12 protein-coding genes are annotated in these 13,260 nt (G+C 61.6%); 4 read left to right on the top strand and 8 right to left on the bottom strand.

Annotated features, from left to right (window positions below):
• Nucleotides 1–16 precede the first annotated feature (16 nt).
• Both J2X76_RS15240 and J2X76_RS15235 read right to left on the bottom strand, forming a co-directional pair.
• Nucleotides 17–481, bottom strand: coding sequence for a tripartite tricarboxylate transporter TctB family protein (locus tag J2X76_RS15240; RefSeq protein WP_310217607.1), 465 nt, complete (start codon nt 479–481; stop codon nt 17–19).
• Between the two features lie 145 nt (nt 482–626).
• On the bottom strand, nt 627–1,604 hold the full coding sequence (locus J2X76_RS15235; RefSeq protein ID WP_310217605.1) for a tripartite tricarboxylate transporter substrate binding protein: 978 nt from the start codon (nt 1,602–1,604) through the stop codon (nt 627–629).
• A 306-nt stretch (nt 1,605–1,910) separates the two neighbouring features.
• Here J2X76_RS15235 and J2X76_RS15230 point away from each other — a divergent pair, with 306 nt between their 5' ends.
• The 4 genes from J2X76_RS15230 to J2X76_RS15215 all read left to right on the top strand — a co-directional run bounded on the left by J2X76_RS15230 (nt 1,911) and on the right by J2X76_RS15215 (nt 6,430).
• Nucleotides 1,911–2,921 carry a LacI family DNA-binding transcriptional regulator gene (locus tag J2X76_RS15230; protein ID WP_310217604.1) on the top strand — a complete coding sequence of 337 codons (1,011 nt, stop codon included), beginning with the start codon at nt 1,911–1,913 and terminating at the stop codon, nt 2,919–2,921.
• Nucleotides 2,922–3,303: 382 nt separating this feature from the next.
• A complete protein-coding gene (locus tag J2X76_RS15225) occupies nt 3,304–4,524 on the top strand; it encodes an ATP-binding protein (protein WP_310217602.1) in 1,221 nt (406 codons plus the stop codon).
• A 246-nt stretch (nt 4,525–4,770) separates the two neighbouring features.
• A complete protein-coding gene (locus J2X76_RS15220; protein WP_310217600.1) occupies nt 4,771–5,934 on the top strand; it encodes an MFS transporter in 1,164 nt (387 codons plus the stop codon).
• A 190-nt stretch (nt 5,935–6,124) separates the two neighbouring features.
• Nucleotides 6,125–6,430, top strand: a complete 306-nt coding sequence (locus tag J2X76_RS15215) for a hypothetical protein (RefSeq protein ID WP_310217598.1) — start codon at nt 6,125–6,127, stop codon at nt 6,428–6,430.
• A 188-nt stretch (nt 6,431–6,618) separates the two neighbouring features.
• Here J2X76_RS15215 and J2X76_RS15210 read toward each other — a convergent pair whose 3' ends face one another.
• Genes J2X76_RS15210 through J2X76_RS15185 form a run of 6 tightly spaced genes read right to left on the bottom strand, consistent with a single transcriptional unit; the run spans nt 6,619 to nt 13,257 of the window.
• Nucleotides 6,619–8,079: a M20 family metallopeptidase gene (locus J2X76_RS15210; protein WP_310218057.1), complete on the bottom strand. Its 1,461-nt coding sequence runs from the start codon at nt 8,077–8,079 to the stop codon at nt 6,619–6,621.
• A gap of 16 nt (nt 8,080–8,095) precedes the next feature.
• Nucleotides 8,096–9,340 carry a M20/M25/M40 family metallo-hydrolase gene (locus J2X76_RS15205; RefSeq protein ID WP_310217596.1) on the bottom strand — a complete coding sequence of 415 codons (1,245 nt, stop codon included), beginning with the start codon at nt 9,338–9,340 and terminating at the stop codon, nt 8,096–8,098.
• A 2-nt stretch (nt 9,341–9,342) separates the two neighbouring features.
• On the bottom strand, nt 9,343–10,359 hold the full coding sequence (locus tag J2X76_RS15200) for an oligopeptide/dipeptide ABC transporter ATP-binding protein (protein WP_310217593.1): 1,017 nt from the start codon (nt 10,357–10,359) through the stop codon (nt 9,343–9,345).
• Between the two features lie 8 nt (nt 10,360–10,367).
• Complete coding sequence (locus J2X76_RS15195) at nt 10,368–11,369, bottom strand: ABC transporter ATP-binding protein (protein WP_310217590.1); 1,002 nt, start codon at nt 11,367–11,369, stop codon at nt 10,368–10,370.
• Nucleotides 11,369–12,283, bottom strand: coding sequence for an ABC transporter permease (locus J2X76_RS15190; protein WP_310217588.1), 915 nt, complete (start codon nt 12,281–12,283; stop codon nt 11,369–11,371). Before J2X76_RS15190 ends, J2X76_RS15195 begins: the two co-directional genes overlap by 1 nt.
• Nucleotides 12,283–13,257 carry an ABC transporter permease gene (locus J2X76_RS15185; RefSeq protein ID WP_310217586.1) on the bottom strand — a complete coding sequence of 325 codons (975 nt, stop codon included), beginning with the start codon at nt 13,255–13,257 and terminating at the stop codon, nt 12,283–12,285. Before J2X76_RS15185 ends, J2X76_RS15190 begins: the two co-directional genes overlap by 1 nt.
• Between the last annotated feature and the right edge of the window lie 3 nt (nt 13,258–13,260).

The following is a 13,260-nucleotide window of genomic DNA, read 5'->3' as shown; positions in this document are numbered from 1 at the left end:
CAAGGTTGGAGCGACGTCAAAAACTCAACCATGGACCGAATATTTCGAGCGGCAGCGAAAGCAGGCGCGTGAACAGGATGGACGCAAACAGAGCGAGACCTGCTCCCAGGGCCAGAGCCCTTACCGAGCGTACGTAGATGCTGGCAAACGACACCCCCGCCGTCACAAGGAAAACCGTCGGCGCCAGACCCAGCGGCGTGAGCGCGAAGGCAAAGAAAAGCGGGGCGCCGATGACGAGAAGAAAGGCTTTCGGATTGAAAGGCGTATCGGCGTCCTGATCGCCTTCGACGACAACCGATTTCGCCGCCATGATGAGGCCGATCAGTATCAACAGGCTGCTGAGAAGTCTTGGAAAGTATCCAGACCCCATCTGAAACGAATTGCCGACTTCGAGGTCTCTGCCGAACCAGAGAAACAGGCCTCCGGTGACCATCATGCTCAGGCCACCAACGAAGTCGCGGCCGTTACGAATACCTACCATTCACAGGCTCCACCGTCGGAGTTACGGGCACGAAAGGGCGTCAGGGATCGATCGCCGGCAAGGCAGTCCCGGCAGGCATGAGCCGGAACTGCTTGGAGCGAGCCACGAACCGGGCGTGGTCAGCGATCGCGCCGCTGGTTTAAGGCTACTGCAGCGGCACTCCCGCGGCCTTGATGGTCTCAGCCCACTTCTTCGTCTCGACGTCGATGAACTTGGCGAATTCGGCAGGCGTATTGCCTTCCGGTTTTGCGCCCATCCCTTCGAGCTTCTGGCGCATCGCAGGCTCGCGAAGGATTTCTCCGACCGCCTTGCTGACTTTCTCGACGATTTCCGGAGGCGTTCCGGGAGGTGCAAACAGGCCATGCCAGGATGTCGCCTCAAACCCCGGGAAATAGCTCGCCATGGTCGGCGTCTCGGGCAGCAGGTCGGCCTTTCCCGCACTGGTAACCGCAAGCGACAGGACCTTCCCGGCCTTCACCTGCTCGGCCGCGGTGGGGATATTGTCGAACATCATGTCGACGTGACCTGCCACGACGTCCATGATCGCCTGACTGCTGCTCTTGTAGGACACATGGGTCATCTTGACCCCGGCCCGGGTGGAAAACAGCTCGCCGGCCAAATGTATCGAGGTCCCGACACCGGACGAGGCATAGGTGTGCTTCCCCGGCTCCTTCTTCAGGAGGTCGATCAGTTCAGGCACCGTTTTGACCGAGAGTTTTGGATTGACGACCAAGACGTTGGGAAGGGTTGCCACGAGCGAGACAGGGGCAAATCCCTTGTCCTTGTCGTAAGGCAGCACTTTGTACAAGGTCTGGTTGATCGCGTTCGAACTGACCGTACCCATGCCCAAGGTGTATCCATCCGCCTTGGCACGCGAGAGATCGCCCAGGCCGACATTGCCGCCGGCACCCGGCTTGTTCTCGATAATGAAGCGCTGACCGAACCGCTTGTCGAGTTCCTGTCCGACAAGTCTGGCAAATGCATCGGTGTTGCCGCCAGCCGCGAACGGAACGATGATCGTGACCGACTTCGACGGGTATTCCTCAGCACTCAGGGGTTGAAACGCAGCGCCCATGAGCAGGCTTGCAAAACCCGCAATCTTCACCAACCGCTTAAACGTCATATTATCTCCTCCTTATTGACGGGCACCGCCCTACTCCGGCCTCCAAGCCCTCCTCTTGGCTTATGGAAGCGCTTTCATGATGCCATGAGACGCGGTTTACGCAAGCAAAAAAAGACGACAGATACTATATTTTATGAAATTCGCTTTTTCTCATATTATGATTTCTGTTTGGCATCGCCAATCGAGGGACATTGATGAGGCGGTCTTTCGACGCTAGTGTAACGCGCGGTAAACGCGAGACGTCCCTCGCGCCGTTCCGTCAAAACAATTGTTTTTTGTGGTGCGGCTTTGGCAAGAAAGGTCGATATGTGCGACAGCACGGCCGGTACACAGAATGTGACGCTCGCTGAGATCGCGAAAATGGCGGGCGTTTCCTCCGTCACGGTATCACGCGCAATCAACACCCCTCACCTGGTAAAGCCGGAGACACTGCAGGCGGTCCGCGCCGTCATCGACAGAACCGGATATGTCCCGAACCTGCTTGCAGGGGGGCTGGCGTCCCGGAAGAGCCGATTGATCGCGGCGGTCGTTCCCTCGGTATCAAGCACCATGTTCTCGGAAACGATCGAAAGCCTGAACTCCGAACTTGTTTCCGCAGGCTATCAATTGTTGCTCGGGGTTTCAGGCTACGATCCGGCCAGGGAATTCGAGCTTGTTTCCGCTGTCCTTGCGCGAAGACCCGACGGGATAATCCTGACCGGCTTGAGCCATCTCGATCAGACCACCAATATTTTGCGATCGGCACAGTTGCCGATCGTGGAAATCTGGGACCTGTCTTCCGCTCCGCTGGACATGGCAGTGGGCTTCTCTCACCACAAGGCGGGGCAACTCGTCGCCGAACATCTCGCTCCCCTGAACCATGAACGATACGCGCAGATCGGCGCCAAGGATGAGCGCGGGCTTCAACGGCGGGCCGGCTATATCCAAGGCCTGGCTGCAAGCGGAATATTCGACGTGCCCCTCAAAACGGTCAACGCGCCCGGCTCTTTTCGCGAGGGGCGCGAGATGATGGCAGAACTCCTGGATGAGGGCGGCTTATCCCTGGCGGTTTTCTGCAGCTCCGACCTGATAGCGCAGGGCGCCCTGGCTGAAGTGCAGGCCAGAAATCTGAGCATACCCCAACAGGTCGCGATTGTCGGCTTCGGAGACTTCGCCTTTTCGGCCTATACCCATCCGCCACTGACCACTGTCCGGGTTGACCGTGCTGATATCGGCAGCCGGGCGGCCAAGTGTCTGCTTTCACGCCTGAATGGATTGCAACGAGAACCTTCCGTAATCGACGTCGGCTTCGAGATGGTGGTCCGCGAGACTGCATGACGGCGCCACGCCGGCCTGCCCAACGACGGGCGAGGATCGGCAACGGTCCCATCTTTTGCATTGGCGCTCACAAGCCGCTTCTTGCGCATAGCCCTGCATCCAACGCCGCGGGCAATTTCGCCTCGCCGCCGCCCGATAAGCTTGCTTCAGGTCCCGTCAGGACGGAACAAGATCGCGAGCCCATGACAAAGAATAACGGGTAAACATTTTGGCCGACATTATCCAAACGTTAGAGTTTATCGCCGACCGTCAGGAGATCGAGTACGCAGCACCCAGCGGACAGGGATTAATCTACTCTTCGATGTGCCTATAGCTGTTGCAATAGTGCCATCGGCGAAGCTGCCATTCGAACGGTGCTCGATATGGAAGCCGGTGGCTGTCGATGGTTGATGACGATCTTACTCCGCTTGCCCGTCTCGAAAGTGAGCTCGCCGATCAAAGCGCGTGGCTCGATGCCGCGATCAACAACATGCCGCACGGTCTCTGCATGTTCGACTCGGAAAAGAGACTGATCGTCTGCAATGCGGCTTACGCGCAAATGTATGATCTGCCGCAAGCGCTGACGCTGCCCCGAACGCCGCTGAATGCCATTCTTGAATATCGCTACGCCAAGGGCAACGGACCGGTCGACATGGCGACCTATTTCGACGTGGTCGCGAAAGCGGCAGAAATGGGCTGTTTCGCCAGCGAGAACATCAGTATTGCCGATGGACGCGTTATCAAGATCTCCCACAACCCGATGAAGAACGGCGGTTATGTCGCCACCCATCAGGACGTTACGGCCGCGGTCGCGATTTCTGACGAACTCTTGAGACAGAGGGATACGTTGGAGGCGGCCGTGCAGGCGCGAACCGCTGAAATCGAGCGGCAGGCCCAGGAATTGAAACGTATGCTGGCCCAGGAAAGGCAGATCAATGAACTGCAGCGGCAGTTCGTCGCCATGGCCTCGCACGAGTTCCGTACGCCGTTGGCGATCATCGATGCGGCTGCCCAGCGGTTGCGCCGGCGGAGCACCGAGCTGGATCCGGCATTCGTGACCGAAAAGACGGGGCGAATCAGGGCGGCCGTGGCGCGGATGGTCGAACTGATGGAAAGCGTCCTTTCCATAGGCCGTCTCGAGCACGGCGGAATGGAAATATCCTGCGCGCCGCTTTCGCTTTCAGAGATCGTCGAAGCCTGCTGCGCCCGCCAGCGGTCGATCAGCCCCACGCATAACATATTGACCTCTCTCGTCGCGCTGCCCGAACGGATTGAGGGAGACCGGGGGATGCTCGAGCAGGTCATTACCAATCTTCTGTCGAACGCCGTGAAATATTCCCCTGCCGGGCCGGATATACACGTCCGCGGCTGGTTGGAATCGGACACGGTGAAAGTGTCCGTCCACGACAATGGCATCGGTATCGATGCCGAAGACCTGCCCCGCATGTTTCAGCGCTACTTCAGAGCCAGGACTTCGAGCGGGATTGCCGGCACCGGCATCGGCCTGAATCTGGTCAAGCAGATCGTGGAACTGCACGGCGGGACAATAGGGGTAACGAGTGAAAAGGGCCGCGGATCGACCTTTACGGTGACGCTGCCCATCCAAAGGCTACCCGAGCACTGAATTCGACGTGGCCGTCAGTGCTTGTCGATGCCTGTGATGGCCGGCTCGCGCAGCCGCCGCTTCGGGCCTGGCGCATCGGTTCACCTCTACCGTTCTGGTCGGTCGCAGAAACGTATCGCCACAGGCGTTTCATGGCGGCGGTTGCATGCCGGCGTGTTGCTGGTAGTGTCGGAACGATGCTTGCGGGACGGCCTGTCAGCATCGATCACAGGGGACGGCCCCAGTTGCATCAAACCGGGAAACCCTTTGAACTCGATATCCGATGACATCCTGCCTATGACGCCCCCCGCGCGCGGTGCGCTTCACCGATGGTTCGTCTCCAACGGCCTGCTTTCAACTCCTCAGGCTGCGGCGCCGATCGTCTTCGCGCTGGTGGCGCTACCCCTGACCGGCGACGCCAAAAGCGGTGCGGCGGTCGTCATGGCGCTGACGCTGGCGCAGGTTCTTGGCGCCGTGCCGGTGGCGAGGCTCGGGCGTTCCTACAATGCGGTTACCTATCTCAAATTCCTGATCGCCATCAGGACCCTCGCCTTCGCGATCATCGCGGTCCTTGCCGCCTGTCAGGCGCCGTTCGTCTGGATGATCGTTGCCGGCGCTGCCGCCGGCTTCGTCAACGGGGCAGCGAGCGGCTACATGCGGGCCCTTCTCAACTATCTCGTCGAACCCGGACGATTGCTGAAAGCCTTGGGGATCACGGCGACCCTGAACGAGTTGACGTTTGTCATCGCGCCGGTTGCCGCATCTCTTCTGGGTTCGGTCTCCCCTCCCTTCGCAATCGGTGTCATCACCCTTCTGGGAGGCGCGCCGCTCCTCCTCATCCCGCGCATGCCCCATGCCCGCGCGCCTGCGCCGGCACCGACGGAGGGAGGACTGATCACGCCCTCGATCCTGCTCTGGCTGTTCTGTTCGATGGCTGGCGGGGCGGCGGTCGGTGTCATCGAGGTTGGCGCCGTGGCTCTGGCTCTCGATTTCGGGTTCAAGCCCGAGCTCGGCATCATTTTCACGGTGGCGCTCTGCATCGCCTCCGTGTGCGGCGGAGTGTGGGTAAGCTTACGCAACCGCCTGGCGCGGCAAGGAACGGTTATCTTCCTCCTGGCGGCAGCCACCGGCGGTGCCATACTGGTTTCGCTGCGCCATTCGGTCGAACTTTCGGCGTTGGGCTGCATCGTCGTGGGGCTGATGATCGCGCCTCTCGGCACCTATTATTCGGTCGTCCTCGATGGGCTCGCGCCTCCGTCCAAGCGTTCGGAAATATTCGCTTTGCTCCGGACGGCCAATTCCGTGGGCATTATCTTTTCGAGTGCGGCGCTCACCTGGACGTCGCTCCCGTCGGCGTTGATTGCCGGAGCGGCGTTGTTTTTCATCGCTACCCTCGCCACCGCGGCGTCCGTTTTCCGCTCGAAACGTTGAAACAAGGCGTCAAAACCGGGGTGCGATCTACGCCAGCGAAAAAGGACAATTTCGGTCGCGGACCGACGTTTTACGATGCTTCACCGTTTGCGATCGGCGATCGATCGAGAGGAGGGTTTCGCAAAGTTTGAGTTGACCGCTTTTGATGGCGAGGCGACAGTTGGGACCTGAGCAAGGCAGGAGGAAACTGATGGACGAGACAGACCACTGGCGCCACATGGCAACTGCACCAAAAAATGGAAGTCGGATCTTGGTCACAATCCGTCCGTCCGAACAGGGGCCGGCGGAAGTCGACCTTGCCTATTGGTCAAATGGCGATCAGTTCGGCGGAGAGGGCTGGCGTGCCTCCGATTCCTCGCCCGGGCACATCATCCAGTATGCCGAACCGGAGTTGAAGTGTTGGATGCCGATGCCCTCCGCCAACCTCGATCGCCTCTCGATGCCTTCACCCTGGGAAGGCGATGACGGCCCGCAGTTCGACGGATCCGGGATCTGAGAAACCCCGCTGGGGAACTCCCCGAAAAGACGTCGGGCCGTCCGCACGACCCGGCGCCACCTGCAGAAAGCGGTTGAGCGCGCAACAGGCCTTTCTGGTCTCTACCCTCAAGCGACCGAACAATCCCGAGCTTCGGCCACGCTCGATCAGGCCGGCATCAACAGGAAACAACCATTGCTGTCCAGGCGCTACCGCCACGCCTTGGTGGGCGGCTCGCTGCCTTCCGGGAGCGGGGTCCGATACACCTGACTGCCACGTCGGTCATGCAGTTCCTTTTTGGCGAGCGACAGCAGTTCCGGATCGGCAATCGCCCTTGCACCGGTTGCCGCCATCACCTTGGCGGCCGTGACCATGGCCTTGTGGGCGGCGGGCAGCTTGCCCTGGGTCACGGTCTGCCATGCATGGAACGGCGTGCCGATCGCCGCAGTCGCCGTCAGGCACTGAGCGGTAGGGACAACCCAGCTGACATCCCCCACATCCGTCGAACCGAAGAGCAGACCGGGCTGATCCGGCAGCGGCAGGATCCCGTCATGCAGGGATTTCGGATAATCAACCGGCCCGCCAAAGGCTTCGGCGCTGGCGCGGACGTCGTCGTCCGTCAAGGCGGCTGCGCGCAGCCTGTCGGCGAAGTCAAAATCCGCCGCGTCGAAACCGGGGGCACCCAGTCTCTCGAACTGCCGATGCATCGCCTCCTCCAGCGCCCGGTTCGGGAGGATGTTCGAGGTGGCGCGGTCGAACACCATCTCGACCTTCGTCTCCGTCATCAGGGCAGCCCCCTCGGCGATCTTGCGCACCCTCTCGAACAGGCTGCGGACATCGCCAAGGCTCGGCGCACGGACCAGGTAGAGACCTTCCGCGGAAGCCTGCACGACATTGGGAGAAATGCCGCCGGTCTGGGTAATCGCATAATGCACACGGGCGTCCGATGGCATGTGCTCGCGCATGTAGTTGATGCCGACATTCATCAGCTCGACGGCGTCGAGGGCGCTGCGGCCGACCTGCGGGCTCATCGCGGCATGCGCCGCACGGCCGCTGAAGCGGAAATAGGCCTGGATATTGGCGAGCGTCGAAGAGGACATGACGGCATTGTAGACGCAAGGGTGCCAGCAGAAGGCGGCGTCGAGGTCGTCGAATGCGCCGGCCCGCGCCATATAGGTCTTGCCCGACCCGCCTTCTTCGGCGGGGCAGCCATAATAGCGAACCCTTGCCTTGACGCCGCTTTCGGCGAGCGCATCCCGCAGCGCCACCGCGGCAAGAAGCGAAGCGGCGCCCAGGAGATTGTGATGGCATCCGTGGCCGTTGGCTCCCGGCTCGGCAGCCCGCTGTTCCGTGATGCCGGCTTCCTGCGAAAGCCCCGCCAGAGCATCGAACTCTCCCAGGAACCCGATGGTGACGTCACCCTCGCCAGCCTCCGCCATGAAAGCGGTCTTCATTCCCGCAATGTCGCGTGTGATCCGGAAACCTTCGGCTTCCATGGCGGCAATATGCTCCTCGACCGAGCGGAACTCTTCGAACCGCAGCTCCGGCATGCCCCAGACGCGATCGCTGAGATCGATGAAGGCCTGGGCCTTGGCGTCGGCGCAGCGTGAAATGTGGACGGCGTCGAGAACATCGTTGCGCCGTGTCGCTTCAGGCTTGTCGTCCCGCATATCGGTCATTCCTCGATCACTTGATATCGGCGCCCGCGCAGGCGAGCAGCACGGCCAGCCCGACCGACATTTCCGGAAGTGTCGTCGCCGGATCCACGTCGGTCCATTCGGTCAGCGAATGGGCGTCGCCGCCTTTGCCTCCCCAGGACAGGGTAATGGCCGGAACCCCGAGGCTCATGGCGACATTGGCATCCGTCGAAAACGAGCTGAACACCGGAGCCTGACCGATCGCCGCGATGGCAGCGGCCGCGGATCGCGTCAGCTCACCGTCGACGGTGCCCCCGGCAGGCCGGTCGCCGATCAACGCGATCTCGACTGCGATAATCCCCTTTTCGATGGAGCGGCTGTCGTTCTCGACATGGCAGGACTGCAGCACGATCTCGCGAAAACGGGCATCGAGATCGGCAAGCTCGAAGGCCGAATTGGAACGCAGGTCCACCATCAGCGAAACCTCTGCGGGGATGGCGTTGACGGAACTGCCGCCCTTGATGACCGTGGAACTGCACGTGGTCTTCGGGTCGTCCGGCAAGGAAAGGCGCCCCAGTTCCACAACCGCGCGGGCCGCGGCAATCATCGGATTGACGATGCCGTGATCGGCAAAGCTATGGCCGCCCGGTCCTCGGAACGTCACCCGGTAGCGCTTCGACCCCGTTCCCGCCGAAACGACGGTATTGGCCGGCGTCGGGCCATCGAGGCATACGAGAGCCGCGATGCGGTCACGATAGGCGCTATTGGCAAAGAAGTGCCGCATGCCACGCAGGTCGCCCTCGCCTTCCTCGCCAACGCTCGCCAGAACAAGAATGTCGTCCCGGGTCTCCATTCCGGCGGCATCGAGTGCGCGCAGATAGGCGAGGATAACGGCAAGGCCACGGGTATTGTCGCCGACGCCCGGCGCGGAAAGGCGAAAGCCCTCGCGCCGGACAGTAACATCCGTACCCTCGGGAAACACGGTATCGAGATGAGCGGAAACCGCGATCATGCGCCCGCCGGAAACCTTGCCCCGGCGGACTCCTGTGACATTGCCGATGGAATCGATCGCCACGTCCATGAGGCCGGCAGCTTCCAGCATGTCCCGGTATGCCTGCCCGCGGACTTCTTCCTTGAAGGGAGGTGACGGAATTTCGGTGAGCGTCACCAGTTCGCCGATGAAGCGCTCATGCGTCTGGGCGAGAGAGTTCATCGCCGCGCCAAAAGACGCGCTGGCGAGAAGCGCCGGGATCGCGGTGTCTCCGGCGGGCGGGGCAGTTTTAGAGGTTTGCATGGTCAGGCCGCTTCGTTGAGATGACAGGCTGAAAGGCGCCCAGGGCCAATCGCCTTGAGTTCGGGAACGTCTCGCTTGCAGCGATCCATCGCGCTCGGGCAGCGCGGGTGGAATGGACAACCGGATGGAGGATCGAGCGGCGACGGCAGCTCGCCTTGGATCGGCTTGTAGTCGCGCTCGCCGGCTTCGAGCACCGGCAACTGCTCCAATAACAGCCGCGTATAGGGATGGTCGGGTGTGGAAAACAGCGCTTCGGTCGGCGCGATTTCCACCACGCGGCCGAGATACATGATGACCACCCGGTCGGAGATATGTTCGACGACGCCGAGATTGTGCGAAATGAACAGATAGGTCAGGTCGAGCTCGTCACGCAGATCCATGAAGAGGTTCAGCACCTGAGCCTGGATCGATACGTCGAGCGCCGCGACCGCCTCGTCGCAGATGATCAGCGACGGCTTTACCGCGAGGGCACGGGCAATGCCGATGCGCTGCCGCTGGCCGCCGGAAAACTGGTGCGGATAACGGTTGGCATAGGCGCCGGAAAGCCCGACTTTTTCCATGAGGTCGACGACATAGGCCCGCTGCTCGGCCTTGCGGATGAGCCCGTGAGCGACCGGCGCTTCACCGATGATATCGATCACCCGCATGCGCGGATTGAGCGAGGCGAACGGATCCTGAAAAATCATCTGGACGCTCAGCGCAAAATCCCGCCGCTGCTCGGGCGTCATCGCCGCGGACGAAACGCCCTTGTAGCTGATGGTGCCGGCGCTGATGCTGCTGATGCCCGCGATCATCCGGGCCACCGTGGACTTGCCGCAGCCGGACTCGCCGACGATCCCGACGACCTCCCCCTTTCCGATGGAAAGATCGATACCCGCAACGGCGCGCACGTCGATCCTCTTGACCCCGGCACCAAAGAGGTTGGCGATGTGCCCGGCAACGCCGACCGGCTTGGTGAACGTCTTGGCGAGGGATCGCAGTTCCAGCATCGGCTCCTGCCGGACTTCTTCTGTCGTCATATCCTGTCTCATAGGGCTGGGTTCCAGCAGCGCACCGATCTCCCGCCCGGCAACAAGGTCGGTTCGGGCGCGACCAGGCATTCGGGCGTCGCCTTTTCGCATCGTTCACGAAAGGCGCAGCCCTTGGGCAGGTTGAGCAGCGACGGCGTCATGCCCTTGATCTGGTGAAGTCTGTGGCCCCGCGTGGCATGCGAGGGAACGGAGTCGATCAGGCCTTTTGTGTAGGGATGCAGAGGCCTCTCGATCACGTCTGCCGTTGTACCTGTCTCGACGATGCGGCCGGCATACATGACCGAGATCCGATCAGCGAGACCCGCAACGACCGCGAGATCGTGGGTGATCCAGATGAGCGCGGTGCCTGTCCTGCGGCAAAGCTGCTTCACCTCATAGATGATCTGGCCCTGGATCGACACGTCGAGCGCGGTCGTCGGCTCGTCCGCGATAATGAGCTTCGGTTTGTTGATGAGAGCGATGGCGATGGCGATACGCTGCCGCATGCCGCCGGAAAGTTCGTAAGGATAGGCTTTCAGGCGCTCGTCGGGAGATGGAATCCCGACCTGCACCAGCGCATCCCTCGCCCGCTGACGGGCTTCGGCCGTGCTGACTTCCGCATGAGCCTGGACCGTTTCGATCAGCTGCGTGTCGATGCGCAGGACAGGATTGAGGGTCATCGACGGATCCTGGAAGATCATCGCGATGTCGTTGCCGCGCAGTCGCCGGCGTGCCTCCTCACCCATCGAAACCAGGTCGAGGCCGTCATAATCGATGCTGCCGTCTACGATACGGCCGGGCGGATCGATCAGACCCAGAATGGAGAAGCCGGTGATCGACTTGCCGGAACCGGACTCGCCGACAAGCCCCAGGATCTCGCCGCGACCGAGTTCGATATCGACGCCGTCGACCGCTTTCACAACGCCTGCTCTCGTGGCGAAATGGGTTTTCAAGCCCTTGATCGAGAGCAGTGGCTCCTGTCGCGTCATCGCGGTTGTTTGCATGCTGCTCACGTCCATCACTGGGCGTTCCTCGGGTTGAGAATGTCGCGAAGATGATCGCCCACGAGATTGATGCCGACGATGGCGAGGGCCAGCGCGATCCCCGGGAAGAACGAAATCCAGTACTGACCGGACAGCATGAATTCGAAGCCGTTGGCGATCAGCATGCCGAGCGACGGCTGCGTGACCGGAACGCCGACGCCGAGGAAGGAAAGCGTCGCCTCCAGTGCGATGGCGTTCGCAAGATCGATCGTCGCGATGACGATCAGCGGCGGAAGACAGTTCGGCAGGAGGTGGCGGGCGATGATGCGCCGCCAGCCGAGCGAAAGGCAGCGGGCTGCGAGAACGTATTCGCGATTGCGCTCGACAAGAGCGGTGCCGCGGACGGTCCGGGCAAAATAGGCCCATTGCACGACGATGAGCGCGATGATCACCTTGTCCAGCCCCTGGCCGAGGACCGAAAGCATGACCAGCGCCACCAGGATCGCCGGGAAGGAAAGCTGGATATCGACGATACGCATCAACAGGGCATCCAGCCAGCCGCCGAAATAGGCGGCGCAAAGGCCGACCGTCGCACCGATCAGGAGCGATACGGTTACGGACAGGAAGGCGACCAGCAGGCTCGTTCGCATGCCGTAGAGAACGGCAGAAAGAACGTCGCGGGCTTGGCTGTCGGTGCCGAGCCAGTAGGTGATGCCGCTGACCTCGGCGACGCTGCCGGGCGGCATCTGCGAATCCAGAATGTCGAGCGCGCCGATATCGTAAGGGTTCTGGGGCGCGATCCACGGCGCCGCGACGGCAGGGATCGCAAGCAGGATCATCAGGATCAGTCCGGCCATGGCCAGCCTGTTTTCCCTGAACTGAACCAGGAAGCGGCGGAAGGGCGATTCCTCGACATCCGCAGTGGGTGAAACGGTCACTGGCGTGCTCATCAGTCGCGCACCTTTTCGCGGGCACTCGGGTCGATCGCCATGTAGAGGATGTCGATGACGAGGTTCAGGATCACCAGGAAAAACACCATCATGACGAGGTAGGCGACGACCACGGGACGATCGAGGGTGATGATGGAATCAATCAGCAGCTTTCCCATCCCGGGCCAGGAGAAGACGCTCTCGGTGACCACCGCAAACGCGATGGCCTGGCCGAATTCCAGACCCGCGACGGTAACGATCGGGATCAGGATGTTCTTCAGCAGATGGACGTTGAGAATGCGGGAGGGGCGCAGTCCCTTGGCGCGGGCGAACTTGATGTAATCCATCGGCAGGACCTCGCGGGTGGCCGCCCGCGTGACGCGGATGATCAGCGCGGCCTTGGCAAGGCCGAGCGTCAGCGCCGGCAGCGCCAGATGCTGCCAGCCGTCAAGCGTCAATATGCTGAGCGCGACCGGGCCGACATTGACGGTTTCCCCGCGCGCCGAGGCCGGCAGGACGCCGAGATAGACCGCAAACAGCATGATCAGCATCAGACCGATCCAGAAATTCGGCAGGCTGAAACCGAGGATCGAGCCCGTCATGATCGCCTTGCTGGACGGCGCCTTCGGTCGCAGCCCCGCGAAAATGCCGAGCGGAACGCCGACGACGACCGAAAACGTCATGGCGACGACCACGAGTTCGACGGTTGCGGGCATGCGTTCGACGATCAATTGCAGTGCCGGCTGGCCGGTGAGAAAGCTGCGGCCGAAATCGCCGTGCGCGGCATTGCCGAGAAACGTCAGGTATTGAACCCATATCGATTGATCGAGGCCAAGCGCCTTGCGCAGAGCCTGCCGTTCGATCTCCGTCGCCTCGGGGCTGACCAGCATCGAGGTCGGATCGCCGATCAGGTAAAGGCCGACAAAGACCAGTACCGACATGACGAGGATCACGCCGATCGCCTGAAACAGCCGGTTGATGATGAAAACGGGCACCTG

Source organism: Neorhizobium sp. 2083 (genome assembly GCF_031455615.1).
In the GTDB taxonomy this organism is placed as follows: Bacteria; Pseudomonadota; Alphaproteobacteria; order Rhizobiales; family Rhizobiaceae; genus Neorhizobium.
This window is presented reverse-complemented; position numbering and strand designations above follow the sequence as displayed.

Excerpts from the sequence above, each read along its gene's own strand:
- J2X76_RS15205 (WP_310217596.1), bottom strand. The coding sequence starts at position 9,340 with ATGCAAACCTCTAAAACTGCCCCGCCCGCCGGAGACACCGCGATCCCG.
- J2X76_RS15235 (WP_310217605.1), bottom strand. The coding sequence starts at position 1,604 with ATGACGTTTAAGCGGTTGGTGAAGATTGCGGGTTTTGCAAGCCTGCTC.
- J2X76_RS15230 (WP_310217604.1), top strand. The coding sequence starts at position 1,911 with ATGTGCGACAGCACGGCCGGTACACAGAATGTGACGCTCGCTGAGATC.
- J2X76_RS15190 (WP_310217588.1), bottom strand. The coding sequence starts at position 12,283 with ATGAGCACGCCAGTGACCGTTTCACCCACTGCGGATGTCGAGGAATCG.
- J2X76_RS15240 (WP_310217607.1), bottom strand. The coding sequence starts at position 481 with ATGGTAGGTATTCGTAACGGCCGCGACTTCGTTGGTGGCCTGAGCATG.
- J2X76_RS15215 (WP_310217598.1), top strand. The coding sequence starts at position 6,125 with ATGGACGAGACAGACCACTGGCGCCACATGGCAACTGCACCAAAAAAT.
- J2X76_RS15210 (WP_310218057.1), bottom strand. The coding sequence starts at position 8,079 with ATGCGGGACGACAAGCCTGAAGCGACACGGCGCAACGATGTTCTCGAC.
- J2X76_RS15225 (WP_310217602.1), top strand. The coding sequence starts at position 3,304 with ATGGTTGATGACGATCTTACTCCGCTTGCCCGTCTCGAAAGTGAGCTC.
- J2X76_RS15195 (WP_310217590.1), bottom strand. The coding sequence starts at position 11,369 with ATGGACGTGAGCAGCATGCAAACAACCGCGATGACGCGACAGGAGCCA.
- J2X76_RS15200 (WP_310217593.1), bottom strand. The coding sequence starts at position 10,359 with ATGACGACAGAAGAAGTCCGGCAGGAGCCGATGCTGGAACTGCGATCC.